The sequence below is a fragment of the Pedobacter sp. N36a genome, assembly GCF_014472395.1.
Taxonomy (GTDB): Bacteria; Bacteroidota; Bacteroidia; order Sphingobacteriales; family Sphingobacteriaceae; genus Pedobacter.
The window spans coordinates 164,035-190,898 of record NZ_JACSZW010000002.1 but is presented as its reverse complement, the minus strand read 5'-3'; the positions used below and the strand labels follow the sequence as shown (position 1 = coordinate 190,898).

The window sequence follows — 26,864 nt, the reverse complement described above, 5'->3', positions numbered from 1 at the left end:
TAATCATAAAGTTATAGTTGCTGATCCATAAAAAGATCTGTTCGATTAGCCATTTGTTGAACGAGATTGGCAGAGATCTGATGTATTTTAAGAAAAATTGATTGAATAAAGGGTAAATTAAGATTAAATGGTGAGCGCCGCTTTTAGTGCATTTTTAGTCAATTCCCTATTTTGTCTGGAAATCGGTACTTTTTGTAAATCATTTAGCAATAAGGTACCTCCATCTTCTTTGAGATAACTTTTCACAAATTGAATATTTACCAGATGTGATTGATGTGTTCTAACGAATTGGTGAGGTCGTAGTAGTTCGGCAAAGTCTTTTAATGTTTTGCAAACGAGTACCTGCTCTCCGTTTTGCAGGAAGAAGCTGGTGTAATTGTTGGTCGCCTCGCAGCGAATGATATCGGCAATGCGCACATACATAATCTCTTTTAAGGTGGGCAGGGCAATCTTAGGACTCTCTTTATTTCCGGCTTTCAGGTATTCCAGCAGGTTTTCAATATGATGGTTCTGTTTTTTGGTGTTTATCTTTTGCTTTGCCTTATCAATTGCCTCATTAAATTCCTTAATGTTAATCGGCTTTAGCAGATAATCTAACGCAGAAAATTTAATGGCCTGAATTCCATATTTATCGTGCGCAGTAATGAAGATCACCTCAAAATTCAATCCTGGCAAGCTGCTCAACAGCTCAAAGCCCGATTTACCAGGCATTTGTATGTCCAGAAAAACCAGATCCGGAGTATAGGCTTTAATTGCAGAAATCCCTTCATCCGCATCCTCCGCCACAGCAACAATTGTAATATCTGATCTGTACTTATCAATGATGTTTTTTATATTTTCAATATTATGCTGCTCGTCGTCAATTATAATTGCGTTAATCATTAGAGGTTCCAGTTTGATAATTGAATGCGACTAGTTGTCCCTTTTTCATTTGAATCTATATGTAATGTTGTAGGTTGTTCTTTATAAATCTGACAAAGTAAAGCTACATACTCTTCCGCTAATTTTAATCCGTAACCGGATGCTTTTGCTTGAACATCGAAGCCCTTCCCATTGTCTGTTATCGTAAATAAGAGATCGTTTCCCTTTAAGCTGACGGCCAACAAAATCTCCCCTTCCCCCTTTAAGCCAGCTATTCCATGTTTTACGGCATTCTCTATAAATGGCTGCAATAACATCGCAGGAATCTCCACATTGGCTTGATTGATTCGGTCATCCAGTTGAATTTCATATTGAAAGTTAAAGCGAAGCTGTTCCATTTGCAGGTAATCAGACATTAATTGCAATTCATCTTCCAGACTGATTAATTCTTCTTTGTCGCTATCTAGAACATGTCTGTTTTACTTCAAATGGGACCCGTAAGACTTGGCTTTCGGGCCACCAACCCACGTCCCCTGCCCTCTGGATTAGAATTTCATATTTCCCTGGGTTCTGATAATACTTACTATCCAGTTCAAAGACATCGTCTCTAAAAACTTCCCTAAGCTCGGTGGTATCTGGTCTTCCTTTTACTTTACTAATCAAAAAGATGGAGTACATCACCGTTTCATGATTTTTAAAGTACAAAGTCATGTTACTAATGCGATCCACAGGGAAGGCAAAATTTAAAGGAATATTTGTTATAGGGTCATACTTACTTGCAAGACCAGGATTGGGTATTCTTGCCAGGAGATTATAATATGCCGTTGCTGTGTTTTTACTTTCTGGCTGCAGCACGCCCATTTGAAGAAGAACCGGTTTAAAACTGGTACGCCAATCAAAAATCACCCCATCCCTAATTCCATAATTATGGATGTTGACCACCTCTACGAACACCTGTTTTCCTGGTGATTGGAATTTACCAATAAATCCATAAGGCTGTTTCGCGCCATAATTTTGCGCTAATGCAGGAATTTTAGACCATGGCACCAATTCGACACTGTCATTTTCCACCACCCGGTAACGATAATCACCTACATTTTCTTTGTTGATCCCCACCGCAATTAATATGGCCTCAGAACCGTCTGATATTAAATAACTGGAATAAGATTTAGATATCGACTTTACATCCACTGGAAAAAAATTAGTTAAACTGGGGCTCAATTTTACACCCAACATAATCGGGCTTTTTGGAACAAAATTTTCACTAGGAGAAAGAGGATCGGGCGAAAGCATAGTGAAGGCCTGATAAACAGCCGTATCAGCCGCACTAATCGTACTGGGTCTTCGCATTTTCGAGTTTACATCTGTCGAATAATTGTTGAAGTAGATCTGATTTCCAAAAGGTGGATTTCCTTTCTGTGCAAATGCTGCGGGTGTGCACATGAAGCCTATGATCGGACAGACTAATGACAGTAAAAAGTTTTTCTTCATGGTGTTTAATTTTAGGGGTTAATCATTTACACCACAAAAATGTATGTTAACGCGATCGGCAGCAACCTACAATGAGCAACTGGCTTTCCTCAGCTAGAATTGGGTTACTTACTGGGAATAAAACCTAATCATTCCCCAAATCGCAAAGATTATCAATAATAAACAAAAGCCTTAAAATTTCAGAAAAATAAATCATTCCATCAGTCTGAAGTCCCGTTTCTTTAAAAATGACGTTCCGAAGTTCAGCTGGGCGCGTGTTAGTAATGCTTTGAAATTAATTAGGTAAAATAAAACAAACTCAGTATATTGTATTGTAATTCCTTAGCAAAACACCGCAACAAATCAGCAAGTTAGGGGATTACCGGAAATTTAAACTAACCAAATATGAACCAGAATGACTTTGATTTTTCGCATAAATATGATCAATTCATTGCAGAATTGAATGCGGCTATGAACTATAGGGATTCCAGAGGTTACCTCACTTTAAAATCCGACAATAGATTAGAAGACACTTTTACTGACTTATTTACCAAATATTGTGATCAGCCACTTCCCCCTACTCACCGTGGAGCATTAGATGATGCCACAATTGCTTATTACTATTTCTGTTCGGCTACAGGACGCCACGGGAGCCTGAAATTGATTGTTCAGAAACTTGGGAATAAGTTCATCAAGGATTGTGAGAAACGCCTGAACATGAATTAATCACTTTACACTACCTGCATAATACATGATATACAAAAAACCCGGTCGGCTGTTTAAGCTACCGGGTTTATTATTTTAACATCGATGTCTTCCTGATCATTTTAATCTATTCATCACCTTTAAACGAATTATTCTACTCCTTTTACATTCACTGGCAGGCTATAGATTGCCTGACCATCCCCGCAGCCACACGTTTCGCCTGTTTTGCTCCTTTAGGAAGATAATAAACATCGTCACTGCTTAAATCAGTCCCCGTTCGTGTCCAATAGTGACGCTTATAATGAGGATCCGTAAAATAGATTCCTCCTTTAGCATTGATCCAAAGATCATTTGGACCATTAAACTGTTTACTCTCGAAATCCGCCAATAGTACCTTTATTTTTCCAGAAGGGCTGATTGCAGAAAGTTCTCTGCTAATAATTAATTTAATAAAAGCACCTTAGGTCCTTCAATTGTAAGCAACGTTACTTCTTCCTCAATGGGCTGTTCAACCAGTTTTTTCCCAGTCACATCTGGCAAATTGCATTTGAGCCCTTCACAAATTTCCAATAACGTAGAGAACATGTAATCCGTTCTGGCATTTTCAATCTTACTAATTTTGGCAGAATTAACAGAACACCTATTCGCTAATTCGTCCTGAGTTAAGCCTAATGCCTTGCGAATGGCTCTTACATTCTCTCCAACTATCTCGTAGTCCTTTTTGAATAAATCTTTCATTCTTTAAATGTCGCATCTTTTTTAAAATTAACACTTGTCAATACAAACAAGAAGTAAATTTATATCTCTATATTTATTATATATTACTAATATGATATCAAAAAGCAATATTATTAGTTGAATATTACACCAAAATAAACTTTATCCCATAAATTTAAAGATAGGTTTTAGCAATGAACAGTTATAAATTAGATTTTGCCGTTACATTCGTCATAAAACAATCTGTTCCAAAAGACGATCTACTTAAGAGGTTACAAAGTTTTACCGCCACCTTTTAAAATAATTCTGTTATTTTACACTTTAATTAAAATAATCTAACTAAGAAAAAGACTTTATTTGATTCATGCTTTCCTTAAAAAAATTCAGAAACCGGGTCTATTCCCAAAAAAGCAGATATGGAAAACATTTTTAACAGAAACATCATCCCTTCCAACGACTTTGAGCGCATTGCTGCTTTAAAGCGTTACCATGTAATCAATGCTTTTGATGACCCCATATTGGATCAGATTGTACAGCTAACCGCAAAAAAATTTGAAAGTCCAATGGCCTTGATTTCATTAGTAGACCTCAATCATGTATTCTTTAGATCAGGGATTGGACTAAGTGGGGCTGAGTCTACATCAAGGGGAAGAAGTCTTTGTTCAATTGCTATTCTAGACTCCGAACCCCTAATCATTCATTATGCTAAAGAAGAAAAGTGCCTATTGACCAATCCAGTCATTGTTGCAGAATATGGTTTTAAATTCTATGCCAGCGCCCCATTAATCACTTCAGATGGATTTATGATAGGTACCTTATGCATTACTGACACTAAATTGAGGGAATTTAGCGCTGAACAGGTGGAGTCTTTAAAAGGATTTGCAGAAATGGTCATCCAGGAAATTGAGAAAAAGGAACGGTTAAAAAACATAGTAAACACAGAAGACCAACTAGAAGTACTTGAGAAATAAAGCGAATAAAACAGGCTGGTTAGATTAAAAACCAACCAGCCTGTTCATAGCTACCTCAAATTACTTCACTTCAATGTTCAGCACGGCAGATTTCAAGCCCTTCGCAGCAGCTTCAAAATAAATCACACCTTGTTTTTCCTCAGACTTCACAATTGCGGTCAGCTGACCACTAAAAGCCTTCATTTTTGGTGCTTGAAAAGACTCCAGACTCGCACTATTCCCATTAGCTGCCGCGTGGAACTTCCCAGCTCCAGCAGCTTTAAAACTGATTTCCCTGGTATCTTCGGAACATAGATTCCCATCTTTATCAACCACACTAACCAATACAAAAGAAAGATCCTTTCCATTTGCAGTCAATTGTGTACGATCCGCTTTCAATTCGAGGTGATGCGGTTTTCCAGCAGTATGAATCTCCTTTTGTGCTACCGCATTTCCTTTTGCATCGTAAGCCACCACTTTAACAGTTCCTGGTTCATACTTAGTATCCATCCACATTAAACGATACCTTTTCTGACGATCAAAAGCCTCCAGCGACTGCTTATTTCCGGTATTATAAACCGTAAACGTCGTATCTTTTGCTTTTCTCCCCTGGCTTTTACCATTAATAAACAATTCTGCAGCAGGATAATTGGTATACACAAAAACAGGTGTAGTTTGCCCTGCTCTATCCTTGAAATTCCAGCTTGGAAGAATATGAAGCGTGTTTGCTCCGGTATTCCAGTGACTTCTATACAGATAATAACGGTCTTTAGGAATTCCTGCAAGGTCTACAATTCCAAATAACGAACTATGACTTGGCCAATTGGTATAATATGGAGTTGGTTCTCCAAGATAATCAAAACCGGTCCACACAAATTCACCAATTGCATAAGGCAGGTCATCATGCTGAATGAAATTATCTTCCGGCAAATCAGACCAGCCGCAATGTTCTACATCATAAGAAGAAACCTGAAGGTCCTCATAGATAGGCATGGCGCGTCTTAGCACTGGAAACTTATAAATCCCTCTAGAGCTAATTGTAGACGCCGTTTCCGTACCTAGAATAATTTGCTGCGGCAATTTCTTATAAGCCTCAGGATACGTAAAAGGACGATAATTGAAGCCTGCTACCTGCATCGTTGCTGCAAAATTATTATTGATGACAGATCCTGGCTGATCCATTCCCTGTGTAACAAAACGTGTAGGATCTTCACGGAAACAGATGTCCTGAAGAAATTTTGCTGTTTTAGCAGCCCCCAGCATTCCTTGTTCAGGGACTTCATTTCCGATACACCACATCACTACACTCGGATTATTTCTATAATGATGGATCAAATTGACCACATCCTTTTCCGCCCAATCGTCAAAATACTTATGGTAACCATTCTTTTGTTTTGGTGCCCTCCATTCGTCAAAAGTTTCCGCCATCAGCATCATTCCCATTTCATCACAAGCCTTTACAAACTCTGGCGCTGGCATATTATGAGAAGTCCGGATGGCATTTACCCCCATATCTTTCATGATGCGGATCTGCCTTCTAATGGCCGCATCATTTACTGCTGCACCCAGAGGGCCTAAGTCGTGGTGTAAACAAACTCCTTTAAACTGGGTTCTTTTTCCATTCAGAAAAAAGCCTTTATTAGGAATGATTTCTATCGATCGAATGCCAAAAGTAGTCGTATACACATCTCGAAGGTCATTTCCTTCATACAATTTAGAAACTGCACTATATAATACAGGGTGTTCTGTATCCCACAATTGCGGGTTCTGTACCACCAGCTCCTGATTAAAAGTATCCTCATCATATTTACTCAATGAGGTCTTAGCGCTGGCTACCACCTTTCCATTACTATCTTTGATTTCAGTAAACAACTGAAAAACAGCAGCATCTACCTCTCCAGGTATCATCTTTGTTTTTAGATTAACCTTCGCAAACTCCTTATTAATTACGGGTGTGCTCAATTGTGTTCCCCAAACGGGAATGTGTGCTCTTTCGGTTACCACCACATGAACATTGCGGTATAAACCGGCTCCAGGATACCATCTGGAGGATTCTGGATAGTTTTCCAACCTTACCGCAAGTGTGTTTTCTTGATCAGGCACTAAAAATTCAGTAATATCGAAGTGAAAAGTATTGTAACCATAAGGCCAGAATCCTACTTTTTTACCATTTAAGTATACCGTAGCGTTGCTCATTGCTCCATCAAAGATGACCGAAGCTTTTTTACCTTTACTAAAAGCAGGCAGCATAAAGGTATTCCTATACCAGCCTACACCAACAAATGGCAAGCCGCCTGTACGTCCTGCGTGTTCTGAAGCTTCTTTTTGTCCATCTTGTGAAATGGCCACATGCTGCTTGTCGTTATTAGCACTAAAAGGACCATAAATAGCCCAGTCATGAGGAACGATAACATTTTGCCATTTACTATCATTGTATTTAATGCTAGTGAAATCAGCCTGATCTGCTCTAGTGAACTTCCAATTTTTTTCCAATAACAGTTCAGATCTACCCTGAGAAAATGCTGCGCTACTCCACAGCCCCAACGATAGTAAAATAACAGCAAAGTAATTCTTATTCATATCAATATTTAAATATAATAATCGGTCATCTTCCAGTTGTGCATAGCGATCGACCATATTAAGGGCTAAATATAACTAAATCCACCTTTTTTATTTTTTTTATTAAACTAACAAGACCATTCAATATTCTTTACCACCACTAAAAGGAGTAAAATATAGTTTTTATTGCATCATACAAACCCTATATCTATTGTTTAAGTTGTTTCTTTAAAAGCACAGAAATAAAGTAACTTTGGACTCTTATCTCTATCTCCAGATGAACTCTGAAAACGATCTAAAACACTTTAATGCGCTTATCGAAGCCTACCCTACTGCTACAGCCATTTATTCCAACAGGAACATTACTATAGCAGCTGCAAACCAAGAAATGCTAGACCTATGGGGAAAAAATAATTCCGTTATAGGGAAAGAAATGGCAGATGCTATTCCCGAACTGATTGACCAGCCATTTATTTCTTTGCTGCAGCAAGTTTACGATACAGGAATCACCTATCAGGGAGAACAGGAAGCCGCCAACCTCATCGTAGACGGACAGTTGAAAACTTCTTATTTCAATTTCACCTATAAAGCTCTAAAGGATGAACATGGGAAAACGATGGCAATTATTCACAACGCAATTGATGTCACAGAACTCGTAATCACAAAGAAAAGAATCAGTGAAACCGAGGAGCGCCTGAGTTTCGCATTGGAATCAGCAGAGATTGGCACCTGGGAAATGAATCTATGCAATGAAACAATTTTATGGGACCAAAGGTGTCAGGAGATTTTCGGATTCGATGGCAGTAACGAAATCGATTATAACACAGTGCTGAATTGTGTCCATCCTCTGGACAAAGAAACAGTAGCACTGACTGTTGCAGCAGCCATTGATCCAGAGCGTATGGAGGCTTTTGATTTGCGCTATCGGACATTGAATCAACTCAATCAGACGCTGAGGTGGCTGCATTGCAAAGGAAAAGCTTATTTCAACGATCAGGGAAACCTATACCGCTTTGCCGGTATTGCCATGGATATCACAAAAGAAGTAACCTCCAGCTTAAGTGAACAGCAGCTGCTTTCTTTAATCAAACACAATGCTGACCATATGTCTATTGCCGATCTTGAAGGTAGGCTGATCTATATGAACCAATCCGGCAGAAAAATGCTGGGCGTTCCAGAGGACACTGATATCAGCACGATGACAGCCGCTGATTTCTACCATCCAGATGAGCTAAAGCGTGTGCAGCAAACTTTAATCCCACAAATTTCTGAAGAAAACGGCTGGCAAGGGGTCATTCACCTGAGAAATTACCACAGCAAACAGGAAATCCCATGCGATGTGAACTACATCCTGATCAAGGATCCATTTTCTGGAGCCATCATTGGAAGAGGTGCTACCGCCAGGGATCTGCGCCCGGAAATCAAAGCAAAAGCAGAGCTGAAACGTCTGGCGACCATCGTCGATATCTCTGAAGATTTCTGTAATTACTGCGATCTGGATGGCAATACCATTTATATCAATGAGGCTGGAGGAAATTTAATCGGCATTAACCCTGCGAGTATCAATGGTGCGAACCTGTACCAATACCACAGTGCAATTTCCGCTGATGAAATACGTAACATGATCATTCCGGAACTCTATACACATGGAAAATGGTCGGGAAGATTAGAGCTCGTCCATCAGGTTACCGGAGAAATTATTCCTATTCATAAACAGCTATTTATCATCCGTCAGGAACTTAGCAATGAACCTGTGGCCATTGCAGGAATCGCCAGGGACCTGAGAAAAGAGTTAAATGCAAAAAAAGCAGTAGACAAAAAAACCGAAGAACTAAAGCAAGCCATTAAGGAAATGGAATTTCTTGCAAATACTGTTCCTGCTGTAGTATGGACCAGTCATCCCGATGGCATGCTGGATTATATCAATGACCGTTGGCATGAACGGAGCGACGTTAGTATTGCTGAATCTCTTGGCCATAATTGGATAAAGATGCTGCACCCAGATGATGTGAAAGGAGTGACACAAAGGTGGAAATTAAGTGTAGATACGGGCAACCCTTACCAAACGGAGTTCCGCATGCTGGACAAACATGGAAATTACAGGTGGTGGCTGGTTAGGGCATTAGCACTAAAAGACGCCAATGACAAAATTATTAAATGGTATGGAACCAATACCGACATTACCGATCAAAAAGAACTGGAAAGACAAAAGGACAACTTTCTTGCTGTTGCCAGTCATGAGTTAAAAACCCCTGTAACCAGTATTAAAGCTTATGCTCAGGTACTAGAAATGATGCTAAATCGTGCAGGAGATACAAAAAATGCAGTGTTAATGTCAAAAATGGATGGACAGATCAACAGATTAACTAGTTTAATCGGAGATTTACTTGATGTTACAAAAATCAATTCAGGCAGATTGGAATTTGACAATTTACCATTTGATTTTAACCAGATGATGCTGGAAATCATTGAAGATATGCAGCTCACTTCCGGCAGGCATCAGATCAAACACCAGCTCTCTTTCAAAAGAATGGTGACTGGAGATAAGGAAAGAATCGCACAAGTAGTGATCAACCTGATCACGAACGCTATAAAATACTCTCCTAATGCAGACCGAATCATCATCTACACCGAAGATCACGATACGGAGGTACAATTATGTGTACAGGATTTTGGCATCGGACTAACCAGAGAAAAGATGGATCGGGTATTTGAACAGTTTTATCGGGTTAGCGGGACAAAAGAACATACTTTTCCGGGGCTTGGACTCGGTCTCTATATTTCTTCAGAAATTATTAAACAACTTGGCGGAAAGATCTGGGTAAACTCTGTGATTGAAAAAGGGTCCACTTTCTGCTTTTCTATTCCTTTAAATAACTCCAATTAAGCGAAATCCTTCCCATGAAAAAAATATTTATAGCAGATGATGATGCCGCAATAGTTGATGCAACGAGTTTGATGCTGGAGCTAATGGGCTATAATGTTGCCTTTACTTTAAATGGGTCTGCCATTTTAGAAGAGATAAAACCCATTCCAGATCTTTTAATCCTTGATATCTGGCTTTCAGGTATCGATGGCCGGGATATATGCAGGCAGCTGAAAGCCGATCCTGTAACTAAAAACATTCCAATTCTAATGATTTCTGCCAGCAGGGAGATCAAAACATCTGCAATGGATAGCGGAGCTGATGATTTTATGGCAAAACCTTTCGAAATGCAGCTGCTGCTCCAGAAAATTGAAAGTTTAATCAGCACATAAAACTTATCGTACCGGACTTTTTATAGTTTAGAACATATATTTAAACCTTATTTGTATCACCAATGCTTTTAAACATCGACTGGACTAAATTTCTAATTGGAGAGGCAGATTGGGAATTCATGGTAGAGATCTGCCTGCGTACCTTCATCATGTACTTTATCATTTTAATCGGCTTGCGATTACTGGGCAAACGGGGCGTAAAACAACTCTCTGTTTTTGAACTAGTTGTAATCATTTCCCTGGGCTCTGCAGCTGGCGACCCGATGTTTTACAAAGAAATAGGATTACTCGTACCCGTACTGATCTTTGCGGTCATTGTAAGTGCCTATCGAATGACTACCTTTTTGATGGCCAGAAGTAAAAAGATGGATGACCTGATTGAAGGAACCTGCGTTTACCTGATTAAAGACGGGGAGTTTTCAATTAAAGATTTTGGAAAAGAAGGACTTGCTTATGATGAATTTTTCTCGGAAATGCGTCAGCAGAGCATCTCTCACCTCGGACAAGTAGAATCTGTTATTCTAGAAACCTCTGGCAACCTTAGTATTTACTACTTTTCAGATGAAAAGGTTAAATATGGCCTTCCTATATTACCCGAACTCTTTGACGATTGTCACAAAGTCATCCCTACACCGGGAATATACGCCTGTGCCTTCTGCGGTAATGTGGAGGAGCTAAATCAATCTTTAAAGCATTCCTGCATCAAATGCCAGCATGAATCCTGGATAAAGGCCATAAATCCGCTTAGAATAAAATAGAAAGCATAAAAAAAGCCGCATCATGAAATCACGATGCGGCCGTCTTTGTTATAATTGATTACCTAGTGCAATCTGCAGTCCAGGTAGCTCCATCTCTGGTCACCAGCATTTTTAGGGTACTGGCATCAATCTTAATACCAGTTAAGCCACTGCCGATACTTACATAACTATTATCTCCTGATTTTTCAAATTTCACACCTGTGATATCAGGAATACTATTACCAAAATAAAAATTGTAGGTCTCTCCTACTTTACTCACCGTCACTTTTCCGTCTGAGCTCTTGGTTAAGTTACCATCTTTCAGGTAAGAAACTGAACCGTTATACGTGCCTACAAAGAAGTCAGATTCTGCTGGATCTTTGTCTTTCTTACAGGCGATCAAGATCGTCGTAGCGATGAATAGTAAACTGAAAATTCTAATTGCTTTTTTCATATTAAAATGTGTTTTTATTTGTAACACAACAGTTACAAAGCCCGTGCCAAAACAGACAAAACCCCATTTAAAAGCCTTTAATCACAGAGAATAGTTTTAGAAACATGGTTAAAAAGGAACCAACGTAGAATGCTATTGCTTTTTTTATAAATCAAACTACCGTCCAGACCGCATCAACGAAATAATTGTGCTCATCAAAAAAGCGCTGGTTAAATTGGAATCCTGTTGCAGCAGCCATCTTTTCTATCTCTTGAAGGGAGTATTTCTGTGAGATTTCCATATAAATAGGCTCATAGGCTTCAAAATGAAAGAGCGCTTCGGTTCCAACCCGAACTTCTTGCGATTTTAAGCTGATCAGATAACTTTTACAAGCACCTGATTCAGGATCATAAAAAGGATAATGCTCAAAAGCATCCAATTCAAAGTCAGCATTCAATTCTCTGTTAATTCGACTGAGCAGATTGAGGTTGAAGGCCGCAGTAATCCCCTGCGCATCATTATAGGCCGCCAATACCTGCTTTGGATCTTTTTTCAGGTCAAAACCAATGATCAGAATATCACCTTTAGATAAGGAGGCCCTCAGCGTGCTGCAGAAATCCTCGGCTTCTGCAACTTCCATATTACCAATATTAGCGCCCATAAACAATACGACTTTCCTGCGGCTGGAAAGTGCAGTGCCTTTTTGCAGCATTTCGAAATAATCACCATTCAAGCCGGTTACCACCAATCCCGGCAAGGTTCTCGGCAAATGATTTTCCAGATGACTGATCATTCCTGCAGAAATATCTATGGGCAGATAGCTGAATTCCAATTTCCTAGTGCTCAGTTCTTTCAGCAGGTGAATAGATTTTGTCGCATCTCCTGCACCGAGCTCTATCAGGTCAAAAGCGGTGTTTTCTGCTGTAATCAGGTCTGCAATAGCTCCGCTTTGTTTAGACAGAATGTCCATTTCTGCATTCGTGACGTAATACTCTTCCAATTTCATGATCTTTTGAAAAAGAAAATCACCCTTTTGATCATAAAAATATTTAGCCTGCATGAATTTTGGGCTAGCTTGTAATCCTGTTAAAACATCCTGCATGAATTGAACTTCTGCTATGTCTTGTACTGCTGTTTTGTTTCTAATCATATTATTTGGCAAGTCGTAAGCCTGTAAACTGCCACCTTAAATGTGGATGAAAAAAATTCCTGTAACTGATTCTGCTATGTCCTTCAGGTGTGGCAATAGAAGCGCCTCGGAGCACTTTCTGCTGCACCATAAACTTGCCATTATACTCTCCAATTGCACCTGGTGCTTTACTAAAACCTGGGTAAGGCAGGTAGGCACTTTCGGTCCATTCCCAGCGCTGTCCCCAGTTGAAAGCTTGTGCAGCCACTTCCCACTCAAATTCTGTAGGCAATCGCAGGCCGGCCCAGCTGGCGTAAGCGTAAGCTTCATAATAACTGATATGGGTAACCGGCTCCTGAAGATCCAGTGGTTTCAAACCTGAAAGGGTATAACGATGCCATTCGCCATCTATTAAATGCCAATACATTGGCGCATTTACTTGGTTGTTGTTTAACCAGTCCCAGCCTTCCGCATGCCAGTACTCAAAATTCTGATAACCTCCACTGTTTATAAATTCAAGGTATTCTACATTGCTCACCAGATTTGAGCTGATAGAGAATGGCTGTAAATAAACCTTATGGAGCCCTAATTCATTGTCAAAGCAGAATGATGTTCCGGTATGACCGACCTCATACACGCCCTCTGCTATACCAATCATTTCGCGCGTTTTCGATTGAAGGGCATTGCTTTCTTTTACCTCAGGATGATAAGCGGGAAAGAGTGGATTATTTCCCAGAATATATTTAATATCCGTCAGCAAAAGCTCCTGATGCTGCTGTTCATGGTTGAAACCTAGAAACAGTAATTCTTCGACCTCTTCGCTTAGCGAATTTTCTAATAAACGAAGCATAGCTTGGTCTACATAAGCCCGATATTGATAAATTGCTTTTACTCCAGGACGGCTCAAATTCCCTCTATCCGTACGGATTACCCTATTTCCTATCGTTTCATAGTAGCTGTTGAAGACATAATCATAAGCATCGTTATACAATTGATAACCAGGTGAAAAAGGCTTTAAAATGAACGTCTCAAAAAACCAGGTGGTATGGCCAAGATGCCATTTAGGTGGACTTACATCTACAATGGGCTGAACTACATAATCTTCGGTCTCCAAGGGTTCGCAAATCTGTTCAGAGTGTTTTCTAATCTGCAGGTACTTTTCCGATAATATCATTAATTGGTGTCTAAGTAGTTTTTAAGTTTTGTAATGGTATTAACACCTAGTGCTTTCGATTGTTTTTCTCTCATCATTAAGGCATAAGAATTATTAAAACCTATCGGATTAAGCCATTTGATCTTATATTGCTGCTGAAAGGTTTTATTTACATAATCATATACCATCTTTTTATCTTGCCCCACACTTTTCAAAACGGACTGATCTGGGTTCAACAACACCAATAAACCGGTACCAGTATATTCCGGATAAAAATCAATCTGATCATTTACCAATGCGTCAAAGCAGATTTTTGTACCACCCAACCCAGATTTTGTAGCCACCTGATAGTCGGTATTACCTTCTATCAGCATTCGATAAATCTGAGCAAGAATATATTGTTCGCCAAATATTTTTGAACCAATCCTGACCAGCGCTCCATTTCCACCTCTAGGATTTTTATACAGACCTACTGCCAGTAAAAAGTCTTTCGCCACCCGTTCAGGGCTCTGTTTCAGATAATCTGTACGGTAATTTAAGGAAATCATAGTAGCATCGTTAATCTTTCCAGCCAAAAGATTCAGCACTTCCTCTAGCTTCGGAAATTTCTCTAAAGCTGCTTGTCTAATGATAGGTACCGCATCATAAGGCGGAAATATTCCCTTATCATCTTTCAAAACTACCAGATCAAAGGCTTTTAAACGCCCGTCGGTGGAGTATCCACTGATCACATCTAAGTCCTTTTCATAAGCCGCTTTATACATGACCGCATCGCTGATTACCCTTGTTGGGATCTCTAATCCATAAACAGACTTTAAACCCAAGTTTCCGTCTTGCCGGCCCATGAATTCAGGTGTAAAACCTGCAGTCAATTTACGGGGACCAGCAGCAGCAGGCCAGCATTCATATGCGGCCATACACAGGATCAGCAGTACCGCGGCAAAGCTTAGTCTTTTAAGCTTCCTAAAATTCAGTTGCTGAAGCCCGGAAAGTGAAAAGTCTATCACAATGGCCAATAAAGCTGCTGGAATAGCACCCGCCAAAATCATATTGCTGTTGTTCAGTGAAATCCCACCAAAAATAAACTCTCCTAATCCACCCGCGGCGATAAAAGAAGCCAGTGTGGCTACTCCAACATTAATGACGGCTGCAGTCCTGATTCCCGCCAGAATCACTGGCATAGCCAATGGAAGTTCGACTTTCAAAAGCACTTGCTTTTTACTCATGCCCAAGGCATTTGCCGCTTCCACCACATCAGTACTTACCCCTGTGATGCCCGTAAAAGTGTTTCGGATGATGGGTAATAGCGCGTATACCAGCAAAGCTACGATCGCCGGTTTTGCACCAATTCCTAATAATGGGATCATAAAACCAAGCAGCGCAATACTGGGAATGGTTTGCAGTACACCTGCGATACCCAGAATACCTGATGCCCATTTACGTTTCCGGGCAATAGACATCCCCAGCGGAAGACCAATGGCAATGGCCAGGATCAGCGCCGTAAAAGTAAGCCCAAGGTGCTCTAAAGTCTGACTCAGGAGCTTATCCCTTTGCTCCCACATGAAATTCCATAAGGTTTGCTGGCGATCATCCATGGATACCCTTGTTTTGATATAAGAATTCAAGTACCAAACGGCCGGCATCCAGAAACTGGCGTGCAAAATCATTAACCGGCCTGTAGAGCAGATCTTGTGCCGTACCAATCTGAACGATCTCCCCTTTGCTCATTAAACAAATCCGATCGGCCAATTCAAAAGCTTCCTGTACATCGTGTGTCACCATAACGATCGTTTTCCGTTTGAGTTCTTCTAAAGCTTTAAATTCTACCTGAATATTTGTTCTGGTCACATTGTCTAGTGCACCAAATGGCTCATCCATCAATAAAATTGCGGGATCGGCTACCAATGCTCTCGCCAAACCGACCCGCTGCTGTTGTCCGCCACTCAGTTCATGAGGAAACAGCGTCAGGCAATCCGGAGATAAATGAATTTTTTCAAGCAGCTCATGCGTCCGGTGCTTAATCTGCAAGGCCGGCCAATTCAATAATTTGGGAACGACGGCAATATTCTCTGCAACCGTATAATGAGGAAAAAGGCCAATATTCTGCATCACATAACCGATTTTTCGACGCAGCATTTCCGGTTTTTCATCAGAAGCAGACTGGCCATTGATGAGGATCTTTCCGGAGTCTGGTTCAATGAGGCGGTTGATCATTTTGAGTGTAGTGGTTTTCCCACAGCCGCTTGTCCCTAGAATTACCATCGTCTCGCCTTCCTGTACGGTAAGGGAAACCTCTTTCACCGCTGGCGTACCTCCAAAACGCTTACTGACGTTCAATAATTCAATCATTTATTGTGCTTTCATATTCATAAAAAGGTTATTTAAAGACTCCGAGAATGTGGGATGTGCGAACACACCATATCGGATCGTATCGGCAGTAATACCGCCCTGCATGGCCATTTGCAGTACTGCCATCACCTCACCGCCTTCTGCAGCAAGCATGCAGGCGCCTAATATTTTACTGCTCTTAGGGTCTACAATAGCTTTCATAAAGCCTAAAGTCTGCCCTGTTTCTATCCCTCTGGCCACCTGTGTCATTGGAATTTTTGCCACCAGAAAATCCAATCCTTTTGCCTTAGCTTCCGTTTCAGAAAGTCCTACACGGGCCAGCTGCGGATCAGTAAACATGCAGTAAGGGACTTGTCGATCTGCGGTACTGTGTTTTCCTTGCTCCATCAAATTGCGGAAAACAATCGTATAATCATTGTAGGCGATATGGGTAAATGCCGGCCCTCCGTTTACATCCCCAAGTGCATAAATACCTTTCACATTTGTTTCCAGCTTTTCATTGACCAGGATGTAACCGTTTTTATCTGTTTTTATACCTGGTATATCCAGGTTTAAGGCAGCTGTGTTTGGTGTTCTGCCGATGGCCAGCAAAAGATGACTGGCTTTAATATTTTTCTTTCCATCCGGAGTTTTCAATTGAATCGTTAATTCACCCTGGGCGCCTTTGACTTCTTCTATGGTGATATTTGTCAGGACTTTCAGTCCTTCTTCTTCTAATATTTCAGTCATTGCTGAAGAAACATCTTCATCTTCCCGTCCCACAATCCTGGAAGATTTTTCGAGAATAGTTACTTTGCTGCCAAAACGATGAAACAACTGGGCAAACTCCAATCCAATATAATTTCCGCCAAGCACCACGAGATGCGCTGGGATTTGTTTTAAATCTAAAATAGTAGTGGAAGTCAGGTAGTTTGTTTTTGTTAAGCCAGGAAGCGCTGGAATCTTTGCGCTTGCACCAGTATTGATAAAAATCCAATCTGCGGAAAACAAGCGTTCTTTTCCATCTGAAGTCTTTACCCTTAATTCCTTTAGCCCTGAAAACGTTGCCTCTCCATGGATTAGATCCAGGCCATTAGTGGATTCAATACCTTTTTTAGCACCTGTACGGAAAGAATCAACGATTTCATCCTTTCTTTTCATGATCTTTTTCAGGTCAATCTTCACCGTATCAATTTCCAGTCCGAGCCGACCTGCCTGCCTGGCCTGATGCGCCACATGGGCAGCAGCAATGATCGTTTTCGTTGGCGTACATCCATCATTGATACAAGTACCACCCACCCATCGTTTCTCTACAATAAGGGTCTTTTTACCCGCTTCTGCTAACTTTTTGGCCAATGGTACTCCAGCCTGCCCTGCTCCAATAATAATCGCATCGTAATGTTTCATTTCTTGCTGCTTTTATGGATTTATAAATACACTGACTAATATAACTACTAATCAGCGCAAATGTTTGCAGCAGGAATCGATGCTTTGCCCTTAAGAAAAGAGGAAACTCAACCCGCTTTATCTCCGGAAAGAATTTCAATAGGATCAGCATAAACAGCAAGGCCAGACGCTGGCCTTGCTGTTATCTTTTAAAAACACTTACTCTTCGCTCGTATTTTTTAATTTCATCAATAGGGAATAAGCACCTTTTACCACGATCTTCTTTCCTTTTAAATCTGAATTTAATGCGGTATAACCCTTTTCCGTAATTCCTTTTTTCACTTCCGTCATCTTGAAAGTCTGAGGGCCATTACTCAGAAAAACATAGTCTTTGTTCTCATAATTTACAAAAGCATCCTCTGGCAGCGCATCTATTTTATCATTGTTGACTTGTACCGAAGCATTCATGTACATCCCTGGCACCAGCTTTTGATCGTACTGCTCAAAATCACAATGAACGGTTGTACTTCTTTCCTCATTTAAGGCATGGCTCACCAGCGCCACCTTTGTGCGGTATTGCTGATCAGGCCTTGCATTGCTGTAAGCCATCACCTGCTGACCGATTTTAATCTTGCCCAGGTCTTTCTCAAATACAGTCAGATTTAAGTGAATATTATTCGGATTCACCAATTCAAAAATCACATCCGAAGGCAACACATATTTTCCGATATTCACATTCACCTTGCTCACATAACCATTGATTGGCGAGTAAATACCAATCGTCCTGCTGATGTTATCCTCAGTAAGCTTAGCTGGATGAAGACCAATCAACCTCAGCTTCTCTGCTAAAGCTTTACTTTCAATGTTAAAATTTTTATACTCATTTTCAGCTTGTTGAAAAACCTTATCACTCCCAGCTCTCGCTGAATGGAGCTCCCGCTGCCTGTTATATTCCTTCAGTGCAAAACCCAGTTTATTTTTAGTACTCAGGTAATCCTGCTGCAACTGGATATACTGCGGATCTTCGATCGTAGCCAGTAGCTGGCCTTTGCTGATTTTGGTCCCCGGCAGCATCTGCGTAGACTTCAGGTAGCCCCCTAAAGGTACACTCACGGACACCAGATTTTGTGGTGGTACTTCGATCTGTCCGTTGAGTTTAAGCACCGTACTGATCTCCTTTTGCTGCACATCGGCAAGCTGTAAATCAATTTGCTTTACTTGTTCGGGGCTCAGCTGAACGATACTTTCGTCTGTATTTGTTTTTACTTTAGACTCCTCATGGGCACTGCTGCTGCATCCGTAAATAAGTACAGGGATCAATAATACTGGCAAATATTTAAAAATGATAGATTTCATGTTATTTTGATAAAAGGTAATTCAATTGAATGATACTATTGTTCAGGTTGCTAACGGCGGTCAGATAATCCATGCGGAGCGTTAAAGCCTGTTGGTTTAACAGGGTCCATTCCAGGTAATTGATCTCTCCTTTTTGCAGCTGCTTGTTTAACGTTCCGGTAATGTCTCTGGCATTTTTCAGGGCATTCTCTTCGAAATCATGCACGATTTCTTTGTTCTTTTTCAGCTGCTGAAGGCCATCCTCCATCTCTGCCTGCAGCTGCTTCCGGGCGTAACCCGTTTCGACTGCTGCAACCTCCTGCTGTGCTCTTGCAGATTTAATCCTTGCGTTTTGCGCGCCGGAAAAAATCGGAATACCCACACCCAGCTGAACCGAATGAAATCTGGAGCCCAGATCATAGCGGATGCCATCTTGCAGGCTCATATTCTGATACCCTAAACTGAGTTCCGGAAGCAATTTTGACTGCTCCACTTTAATGCTGCTTTTGGCCAGCTGCTCTCCTTGCTGATGAAATCTCAAAACCGGATGATTTTCGAGCAATGCCGGATCTGCCTCCTCAAATTCCTATTTAAAAGCGGCAGCTTGGGGCAATCGCATTTCGCCTGCATTGATCAGCAAAAGGAATTGCTGCTGGAGGAAACTAAACTCCTTTTGCAGCTCTTTCTGCTGTCTGCTGATTTGTGTCAATTGATTTTCAGCACTTGCCTTCTCCAGCATATTGGTTTCTCCAGCTTTGAACCTCAATGCAGCAATCCGAAGAAACTCCCGATAAGTACTGTCCATAGATTTCAACAAGGCTTGTTTCTCTGCAATTACTAAGAGTTCATAAAACATGGAGGTAGTCATCTTTCTCAGCTCCGACTGCTTTAAATCCACCTCTAGCAATTTCAGCTTCCACTCTTCCGTTAACCTTTGCTTTTGTCGCCCATAAACCGCTGGCAAGCTGAAACTTTGACTCCATCCAACTGAATTATCAATTAAAGCACTATTGAACTTTCCATATTGAGCTGACAGATTAGTTTGAGGAATATCCAGCCCTGTCTTAATCAGCAACCTGGCTTGATCAGCCCTTAGCTTTTGGCCTTTCAACAGCATATTTCCAGCTGCAGCACTATCCAATGCCTCCTGCAAGCCAATTGGCTTTTGTGCAATCGCAGGGCTGAAAGCAAAAAACAGCAGGATCACCGTAACTACAGTTTTGCTATGCTTACCAGGCTTAATCCCTTTTTCTACAGCAACATATAAGATCGGCAGCACAAAGAGTGTCAGCAATGTGGCAATCATCAATCCTCCGATCACTACTGTAGCCAGTGGTCTTTGTACAGAAGCACCGGCGCCATTACTCAATGCCATTGGCAAGAAGCCCAAAGAAGCTACAAAAGCAGTCATCAATACCGGTCTTAATCTGGTCATCGTGCCCTGCATCACTACATTTTTCATATCTGTTTCCCCTGATTTTTTAATGCGGTTGAACTCTGCAACCAATACAATTCCATTTAACACCGCTATGCCAAATAAGGCGATAAAGCCTACTCCTGCGCTGATACTGAAAGTCATACCTCTCATTGCCAGCAGAAAAATCCCGCCAATTGCCGATAATGGAATGGCTGTATAGATCAATAGTCCATATTTTATTGAGTCAAAAGCAAAGTATAACAATAGGAAAATCAGGATCAGGGAAACCGGAACTGCTACTGACAAACGTGATTTGGCCTCATTCAGGTTTTCAAAAGATCCTCCATAAGCTACCGTATAACCCGCTGGCAATTTGATCTGCTGCTCAACTTTTTCCTGCAGCTCATTCACGATGCTTTCTACATCGCGTCCGTTTACGTTAAAGCCTACCAACACCCTTCTCTGCGTGTTTTCTCTTTGTATCTGACTTGGGCTATCCACTAGTGCTACAGTGGCCACCTGACTCAATGGAATCTGGTTTCCTGCCGGTGTTGGAATCAGCAGCTGCTGCACATCGGCCAGGTCTTTCCTATTGTCATTATCCAGCCGAACCACCAACTCAAAACGCTTCTCGCCTTCGAAAACCAAACCGGTACTTTGTCCTGCAAAAGCCGCATTGATGTTTCTATTGATGTCAGAAATGTTCAATCCATATTGCGCAATTGCCGGCCTGTTGTATTTAATCACGATTTGAGGAGTTCCGCTGATCTGTTCTACATAATGCTCCGTAGTCCCTTCTACACTTCTCACAATATTCCCCAATTTCTTAGCGTACACACTCAAAGTATCCAGGTTCTCGCCATAAATCTTACACACTACATCTTGCCTGGCCCCCGTCATCAGTTCATTAAAACGCATCTGAACAGGAAACTGGAAACTCGTGGTTACCCCTGGAACCTCCGACGCTGCTTTGCTCATTTTCTCCGACAGCTCATCAAAGGAATTCGCAGAAGTCCATTCACTTTTCTTCTTCAGGTTGATGATCATATCGCCCATATCCATTGGCAGCGGCTCTGTAGGCACTTCACTGCTGCCTATTTTAGTCACGATGTTTTTTACTTCCGGAAACCTGGATTTGAGAATCGCAGATACTTTTTGTACATTTTCAATGGTAGTGTTTAAACTGCTTCCAGAAAGAACCCGGGTTTCTACCGCATAATCTCCTTCTTCAATAGAAGGGATAAACTCGCCGCCTAGTCTTGTCAATAAAAACACTGCAAACACGAACAGGAGGACCACTACACTCAGTATCAGTTTTGGAATCGCCAATGCCTTAGTCAATATTTTACTATAACCCGCTTCTATACTTGCCATAAGGCGATCAGAGAAGTTCTTTTTATCGCTGATTTTTTTGCTTAAAAACACACTGCTCACCATAGGAATATAGGTTAGCGACAGAATAAAGGCCCCCAACAATGCAAAAGCGACCGTTTGTGCCATTGGCTTAAACATCTTTCCTTCAATCCCCTGTAAGCTGAAAATCGGCAGGTACACAATCAGAATGATGATCTGCCCGAATACCGCACTGTTCATCATTTTAGAAGAAGCACTTTTCACTTCTTTATCCATTTCCTGCTGGGATAAGGTTCTTAGTCCGGCAAATTTCTTGCTATGAGTTAGCTGGTGCATCACTGCTTCCACAATAATCACCGCACCATCTACAATCAACCCAAAATCCAGCGCGCCAAGGCTCATCAGGTTGCCGCTTACGCCAAACAAATTCATCATGATGATGGCAAAAAGCATGGACAATGGAATCACAGAGGCCACCAATAGCCCTGCACGCACATTTCCTAAGAACAAAACCAATACAAAGATCACGATCAATGCCCCTTCCATCAGGTTCGTTTTTACCGTATCAATCGCATTGCTCACCATATCTGTACGATCCAGGAATGGTTCTATGACTACTCCTTCTGGTAAGGACTTTTGAATCTCCGAAATTTTCGCTTTGATGCTCTCGATCACTACATTACTGTTGGCGCCTTTCAGCATCATGACAATTCCGCCGGAAACCTCACCTTCATCATTATAGATTAAAGCACCATATCTGGTTGCTGAACCGATTTTTACTTCGGCAACATCGCGAACCAATAAAGGCACATTGTTATTCTTGTTTTTGATGACTACATTCTCGATGTCGTCTTTATTTTCGATCAATCCTTCACTTCTGATATAGCTTACGGACGACTGCTTTTCTATATAGGAACCACCGGTATTCTGGTTGTTGCTTTCTAACGCATTAAACACATCAGCAATGGTAATCCCATGTGCCTGTAGTTTATTAGGATTGATGGCCACCTCATATTGCTTCAGTTTACCTCCAAAACTGCTCACTTCAGCTACGCCTTTTACGCCTAACAACTGTCGCCTCACCATCCAATCCTGAAGGGTACGCAGTTCGGTAATGTCGTATTTGCTTTCATAGCCCTTTTTGGGCTTCAATACATATTGGTAAATCTCTCCGAGTCCGGTAGAAATAGGTCCCATTTCCGGCTTTCCAATTCCATCAGGAATACTAGCCTGCACGGTCAGCAAACGTTCTGAAACTTGTTGACGAGCCCAATAAACATCTACATCATCATTAAAAACTAAGGTAACCAGGGAAAGTCCGAAACGACTGTAACTTCGGATTTCCTTAATCCCTGCGATATTGCTACTCGCCTGTTCTACCGGAAAAGTAACCAGCCTTTCAATATCTGTTGCGCCATAAGAAGGCGCTGTGGTGATGATCTGCACCTGATTATTCGTAATATCAGGTACTGCATCTACTGGCAGTTTTGTCAATTCAAAAATACCGTAGATAACCAGCGCAATAGTAAATAGCGCCACTATGAGTTTATTCTTTACAGAAAACCCAATGATTTTATTCAACATAAAAAGATTGTATTATAATTTATTCTTCTAACAATAAAAGCTAAACCAAGAGGTTATTTCTCTGGCTTAGTAGCATAAATCAAACTTTTGGTGGTTGCCAGATGGTATCCAGGTAGGCATAAGGAATATGGTCATCGTGATAGATCACCGGATTTAATTTTAATAAAGCACTAAATGCTTTTATGGTGTATTTGTGGAATGGCGGAGTTGCCGGGCTAGTTAAAATGGAGTTTTTATCAATCGATTTAAAGGGCAATTGATTGTCACGGTCTTCGTCGTTATCCGTATGGGGAATAGAATTGTAATGGTCAAAAAGATACACAGAAAAGCTAATATCCTCATTTAAAGCCTTGTGCTCAAAGTAGTGTTGAAAAAGTAAGGGCAGTTTGATTAATTCCTGCAATCCGGTAGAAAAAATGAGGAGGACTATAGTTACAAATATGGATACGTGCTTCTTCAACTCCGCAAATGTATTGGTTTCTTTGCTCCTAAAAAAGAAAAAACCGGTAACAATTTCATGTAAAAAAATCCTGATTTTACAGGACTTATCCTTCCTTCTCCGTGTTTTGATCAAAATTTCGAATGAAAATTTCCTGCTGAGCAAATGGGAAGGCCAAAGCCAATTCCTACACCTAATGCCCATAAAACAATAGTAATCCGGTCTACCGGTATTCCTGCCGCGGCAACCCCTAAAAAAAAGCCGATACACAAGATCGAAATACGTACCAGCAGTAGCCAGCTGCCTATTCCCTGACGACCTAATTTATGATTTGCCACCTCACGATCCGCCACAAAAAAAGATACTACTTTAGAGATGATGACTGAGGTGGCCATGATGGTCATGAATAAAAGCAGGTTGTTGATGGTAAAAGTATAGCTTCCAATGGTACGCTCCTCACTAAAAAAGATAAGTAATGGGTTAGATAAATAATAGACCCGACATTTCAGCTCTGGCATGAAAGTAGTACAGTGTTATTTATCAAATTAATAACTATGAACTTACCCTCGATTAAGCGGATTAACTTTAAAAAAGTAAAGAAAGATGTAGGACAAGGTTTAAGCAACCTAGCCACAGGAGGTTTTAAGCAGATTTTCAGTAGGATAGATCAGTTAAACATAAAAAAAGGTGTGGACACGCTTGGCATCGATAAGTTTATCAATCAATGCGCGTATTTGGCGGCAGGCTCTGGATTAATTACCGGAGTAGGCGGTATCAGTACCATGCTGATTGGAACTCCAGTGGATATGATCAACATTATCACCCAGCAATTTCGCGTCACATTAGCGATATCCTATCACCATACCGGAAAATCTAAGATCAGTTTTGAAGACTTTTTCAAGATTGTAGCTTCCTCTGTGAAAGCCGATACCAAATTGGTATTGAGTAAAAACATTATGGAAGAAGTGGCAGAGAAGATTTTCATGAGCTTAGGCTCCAAAGTCAGTCGCCGTTTGATACCGGTAGTAGGCGGAGTAATTGGTGGAACGATAAATTACTTGTTTATTAAAAACGTAGCCAAAGAGTTGATGGAGAAGCATGCTTAAACTGATGGCTTCGCATGACTAACTAACTTCTGCAGTAATAGACCTCCCCTGTTCGTCAAAAACTTCCAACAGTGCCGCATTTACTGATGCCTGGCTAAACACGTTCATTAATTCAGCGCCAATGTCCCTGGTACAAGACAGGCGCAATATTTTATCACAGTCTTCAAGATCCACAGACCAGGATAATACTTCCGAAAAACCTGTGATCACCTGCTCAATATTTTGCAGATCAACTGGGCTGTCAATGGTACTGGATAAGATGATAATGTAGCTAGACATATTTCTGATTTTTATAATATACTGCCCTGTAGGTGTGTCAAATGTATTAAATAATTTGTAAACAAACCAACTGTTCGGTATCTTTGCTGAATGGATAACCCTTATAAAAGAAAGAAAGAGCCTGAGCTGAACCGACAGCTGATCCTGGAGACTGCTGCCCAAATTGGCGCAGGCGCCGACTGGAATCAGGTGACTTTCCAAGCCATTGCTGATCTAACAGGATTGAGTAAAGGAGGCATTATACATCATTTCCGCAATAAGGAAGAGTTGCTGGAAGAACTGGTAAAACTGAGTCTTCTGGAATTGACAGACTGGCTTTCGGAAACAAAAAAAAGCACTAATGATGAACTTCCAGCTATGGCATTTCTTCGTTTCGTGGTCAAGAAGAGTAATGATCTTCATTATAGAAGAACGATGAAAGTGATCTTAAAGGCCGCGCTGTTCAACGACAAATACAAAAAAATGTGGCAGGATTCTTTTGAAGCGCATATTTCCGGAGGCAATGCGGAAGACTTAGCGCTCAACAACCTGATCATTATGTTAGTGACTGATGGCTTGTGGTACGCGGATAACCTTGGCTTTTACAACATCAGCGAGCAGAAGAAACACCAAATCATAGATAAATTAGCCCAGCTGTAAACACAGCCCCCATTATCAACACAAGATGAACGATTCAAATGAAGCTATCGTCCATGAGGACAAAACATTTACTGCCATCAATTATGCAGAGAAACGATTAGAGAACAGAGAATTTATACGATGTGAGTTTGTAAACTGTGACTTCTCGAAAAGTGATTTAAGTCGCAATGACTTTATGGATTGTCAGTTTAAACAGTGTAATTTCTCACTGACAGTGGTCAGGGGTACTGGATTTAAAGACGTTACTTTCAGCGGCTGCAAAGTGCTGGGCATCGACTTTTCTAAATGCAATAAGTTCTTGTTTTCTTTCGAGTTTGAGCAATGTCACCTGGATTACTCTACATTTTACGGCACTAAACTGCGTAAAACCAAATTCACAGATTGCTCACTTAAAGAAACTGATTTTGAAGAGGCCGATTTAACTTCCAGTACATTCCACAATTGTGACCTTTCAGGAGCCACATTTGTCAGGTCTATCCTGGAAAAAGCAGATTTCCGTACGGCAAGAAACTTCAGCCTGGATCCTGCAGTGAACAAGGTAAAACAGGCAAAATTTTCTTCGATGAACCTTGCGGGGTTACTGTATCAGTATAACCTGGACATTAGCTTCGATCATTAGGAAAATACCGTTCTTTACAATGGGTATGAAATTACAAAACAGCAACTATAAAAGACGGCTCATCTGCGGCCTATGGATCGTTATCGTCATCATTGCAGGGCTACTCTCCAGGAAAACGACGCTGATACCAGCCATCATAGGTGACGCATTATATGCAGTGATGATATTCTTAATGGTCAAATTCCTGCTCATTCATGCAGATTACCGAAAAATTGGGCTCATCAGCTTATCCATATGTTTTCTGATTGAATTTAGTCAGCTCTACAATGCGCCATGGATCAACCAGATAAGGAACAACACTTTTGGCGCATTGGTGCTGGGTCGCGGCTTTCTATGGACAGACCTGCTTGCTTATACAGCAGGTACACTAGTTTGCTTACTGCTATCTCAGAGATTTAGAAAATAAG

The 26,864-nt window shown here is 40.9% G+C and carries 26 protein-coding genes and 1 pseudogene; 9 read left to right on the top strand and 18 right to left on the bottom strand.

The features are described 5' to 3' along the window. Positions 1-123: 123 nt before the first annotated feature. Genes H9X96_RS04605 through H9X96_RS04595 form a run of 3 tightly spaced genes read right to left on the bottom strand, consistent with a single transcriptional unit; the run spans position 124 to position 2,352 of the window. On the bottom strand, positions 124-882 hold the full coding sequence (locus H9X96_RS04605) for a LytTR family DNA-binding domain-containing protein (RefSeq protein WP_187665162.1): 759 nt from the start codon (positions 880-882) through the stop codon (positions 124-126). Continuing rightward, positions 882-1,277 (bottom strand): ATP-binding protein, encoded by a 396-nt coding sequence (locus tag H9X96_RS04600; RefSeq protein ID WP_187665161.1) that lies wholly within the window; start codon positions 1,275-1,277, stop codon positions 882-884. Before H9X96_RS04600 ends, H9X96_RS04605 begins: the two co-directional genes overlap by 1 nt. Positions 1,278-1,320: 43 nt before the next feature. After that, a complete protein-coding gene (locus tag H9X96_RS04595; RefSeq protein WP_187665160.1) occupies positions 1,321-2,352 on the bottom strand; it encodes a hypothetical protein in 1,032 nt (343 codons plus the stop codon). Between the two features lie 384 nt (positions 2,353-2,736). On the opposite strand from H9X96_RS04595, the gene H9X96_RS04590 reads away from it, so the two are divergent. Next, complete coding sequence (locus H9X96_RS04590; protein WP_187665159.1) at positions 2,737-3,057, top strand: hypothetical protein; 321 nt, start codon at positions 2,737-2,739, stop codon at positions 3,055-3,057. A 148-nt stretch (positions 3,058-3,205) separates the two neighbouring features. Here H9X96_RS04590 and H9X96_RS04585 read toward each other — a convergent pair whose 3' ends face one another. Continuing rightward, positions 3,206-3,424, bottom strand: coding sequence for a hypothetical protein (locus H9X96_RS04585; RefSeq protein ID WP_187665158.1), 219 nt, complete (start codon positions 3,422-3,424; stop codon positions 3,206-3,208). Between the two features lie 53 nt (positions 3,425-3,477). After that, positions 3,478-3,774 carry a helix-turn-helix domain-containing protein gene (locus tag H9X96_RS04580; RefSeq protein ID WP_187665157.1) on the bottom strand — a complete coding sequence of 99 codons (297 nt, stop codon included), beginning with the start codon at positions 3,772-3,774 and terminating at the stop codon, positions 3,478-3,480. 395 nt (positions 3,775-4,169) lie between these two features. Here H9X96_RS04580 and H9X96_RS04575 point away from each other — a divergent pair, with 395 nt between their 5' ends. Further along, the gene (locus H9X96_RS04575) at positions 4,170-4,724 is read left to right on the top strand and encodes a GAF domain-containing protein (RefSeq protein WP_187665156.1); all 555 of its coding nucleotides are present in this window, start codon (positions 4,170-4,172) and stop codon (positions 4,722-4,724) included. A gap of 60 nt (positions 4,725-4,784) precedes the next feature. Here H9X96_RS04575 and H9X96_RS04570 read toward each other — a convergent pair whose 3' ends face one another. Further along, a complete protein-coding gene (locus H9X96_RS04570) occupies positions 4,785-7,283 on the bottom strand; it encodes a glycoside hydrolase family 2 TIM barrel-domain containing protein (RefSeq protein ID WP_187665155.1) in 2,499 nt (832 codons plus the stop codon). A gap of 256 nt (positions 7,284-7,539) precedes the next feature. Here H9X96_RS04570 and H9X96_RS04565 point away from each other — a divergent pair, with 256 nt between their 5' ends. The 3 genes from H9X96_RS04565 to H9X96_RS04555 all read left to right on the top strand — a co-directional run bounded on the left by H9X96_RS04565 (position 7,540) and on the right by H9X96_RS04555 (position 11,278). Next, positions 7,540-10,149, top strand: coding sequence for a PAS domain-containing protein (locus H9X96_RS04565; RefSeq protein WP_187665154.1), 2,610 nt, complete (start codon positions 7,540-7,542; stop codon positions 10,147-10,149). A 14-nt stretch (positions 10,150-10,163) separates the two neighbouring features. Then, positions 10,164-10,520, top strand: coding sequence for a PleD family two-component system response regulator (locus tag H9X96_RS04560; protein WP_222943827.1), 357 nt, complete (start codon positions 10,164-10,166; stop codon positions 10,518-10,520). A gap of 62 nt (positions 10,521-10,582) precedes the next feature. Then, positions 10,583-11,278, top strand: coding sequence for a DUF421 domain-containing protein (locus H9X96_RS04555; RefSeq protein WP_187665153.1), 696 nt, complete (start codon positions 10,583-10,585; stop codon positions 11,276-11,278). Positions 11,279-11,336: 58 nt separating this feature from the next. Here H9X96_RS04555 and H9X96_RS04550 read toward each other — a convergent pair whose 3' ends face one another. The 11 genes and pseudogenes from H9X96_RS04550 to H9X96_RS04505 form a co-directional block, all read right to left on the bottom strand. After that, positions 11,337-11,711, bottom strand: coding sequence for a hypothetical protein (locus H9X96_RS04550; protein ID WP_187665152.1), 375 nt, complete (start codon positions 11,709-11,711; stop codon positions 11,337-11,339). A 151-nt stretch (positions 11,712-11,862) separates the two neighbouring features. Further along, positions 11,863-12,840, bottom strand: coding sequence for an L-histidine N(alpha)-methyltransferase (egtD, locus tag H9X96_RS04545; RefSeq protein WP_187665151.1), 978 nt, complete (start codon positions 12,838-12,840; stop codon positions 11,863-11,865). 1 nt (position 12,841) lies between these two features. Beyond that, positions 12,842-13,993 carry an ergothioneine biosynthesis protein EgtB gene (egtB, locus tag H9X96_RS04540; RefSeq protein ID WP_187665150.1) on the bottom strand — a complete coding sequence of 384 codons (1,152 nt, stop codon included), beginning with the start codon at positions 13,991-13,993 and terminating at the stop codon, positions 12,842-12,844. Further along, positions 13,993-15,567, bottom strand: a complete 1,575-nt coding sequence (locus H9X96_RS04535) for an ABC transporter permease/substrate-binding protein (protein ID WP_187665149.1) — start codon at positions 15,565-15,567, stop codon at positions 13,993-13,995. Before H9X96_RS04535 ends, egtB begins: the two co-directional genes overlap by 1 nt. Continuing rightward, complete coding sequence (locus H9X96_RS04530; RefSeq protein WP_187665148.1) at positions 15,560-16,321, bottom strand: ABC transporter ATP-binding protein; 762 nt, start codon at positions 16,319-16,321, stop codon at positions 15,560-15,562. The genes H9X96_RS04535 and H9X96_RS04530 overlap by 8 nt, the downstream gene beginning before the upstream one ends. Continuing rightward, entirely contained in the window at positions 16,322-17,707 is a 1,386-nt protein-coding gene (lpdA, locus tag H9X96_RS04525; protein ID WP_187665147.1) for a dihydrolipoyl dehydrogenase, read from the bottom strand. It abuts the gene before it with no gap. 198 nt (positions 17,708-17,905) lie between these two features. Beyond that, positions 17,906-19,042, bottom strand: coding sequence for an efflux RND transporter periplasmic adaptor subunit (locus H9X96_RS04520; protein ID WP_187665146.1), 1,137 nt, complete (start codon positions 19,040-19,042; stop codon positions 17,906-17,908). Position 19,043: 1 nt separating this feature from the next. Further along, positions 19,044-19,586 (bottom strand): annotated as a pseudogene (locus tag H9X96_RS23060) (TolC family protein); the annotation flags it as partial. A gap of 21 nt (positions 19,587-19,607) precedes the next feature. Further along, positions 19,608-23,375 (bottom strand): CusA/CzcA family heavy metal efflux RND transporter, encoded by a 3,768-nt coding sequence (locus H9X96_RS04515; protein WP_370576709.1) that lies wholly within the window; start codon positions 23,373-23,375, stop codon positions 19,608-19,610. A gap of 79 nt (positions 23,376-23,454) precedes the next feature. After that, positions 23,455-23,835: a hypothetical protein gene (locus H9X96_RS04510; protein WP_187665145.1), complete on the bottom strand. Its 381-nt coding sequence runs from the start codon at positions 23,833-23,835 to the stop codon at positions 23,455-23,457. A 110-nt stretch (positions 23,836-23,945) separates the two neighbouring features. After that, positions 23,946-24,332, bottom strand: a complete 387-nt coding sequence (locus H9X96_RS04505) for a hypothetical protein (protein WP_187665144.1) — start codon at positions 24,330-24,332, stop codon at positions 23,946-23,948. A 36-nt stretch (positions 24,333-24,368) separates the two neighbouring features. On the opposite strand from H9X96_RS04505, the gene H9X96_RS04500 reads away from it, so the two are divergent. After that, on the top strand, positions 24,369-24,920 hold the full coding sequence (locus H9X96_RS04500; RefSeq protein ID WP_187665143.1) for a hypothetical protein: 552 nt from the start codon (positions 24,369-24,371) through the stop codon (positions 24,918-24,920). Positions 24,921-24,938: 18 nt separating this feature from the next. On the opposite strand, the gene H9X96_RS04495 is transcribed toward H9X96_RS04500, so the two are convergent. Next, a complete protein-coding gene (locus H9X96_RS04495; protein WP_187665142.1) occupies positions 24,939-25,199 on the bottom strand; it encodes a hypothetical protein in 261 nt (86 codons plus the stop codon). 90 nt (positions 25,200-25,289) lie between these two features. Here H9X96_RS04495 and H9X96_RS04490 point away from each other — a divergent pair, with 90 nt between their 5' ends. Genes H9X96_RS04490 through H9X96_RS04480 form a run of 3 tightly spaced genes read left to right on the top strand, consistent with a single transcriptional unit; the run spans position 25,290 to position 26,863 of the window. Next, positions 25,290-25,838 (top strand): TetR/AcrR family transcriptional regulator, encoded by a 549-nt coding sequence (locus H9X96_RS04490; RefSeq protein WP_187665141.1) that lies wholly within the window; start codon positions 25,290-25,292, stop codon positions 25,836-25,838. Positions 25,839-25,863: 25 nt separating this feature from the next. After that, positions 25,864-26,457, top strand: coding sequence for a pentapeptide repeat-containing protein (locus H9X96_RS04485; protein ID WP_187665140.1), 594 nt, complete (start codon positions 25,864-25,866; stop codon positions 26,455-26,457). Between the two features lie 25 nt (positions 26,458-26,482). Beyond that, positions 26,483-26,863 (top strand): DUF2809 domain-containing protein, encoded by a 381-nt coding sequence (locus H9X96_RS04480; RefSeq protein ID WP_187665139.1) that lies wholly within the window; start codon positions 26,483-26,485, stop codon positions 26,861-26,863. Position 26,864 lies beyond the last annotated feature (1 nt).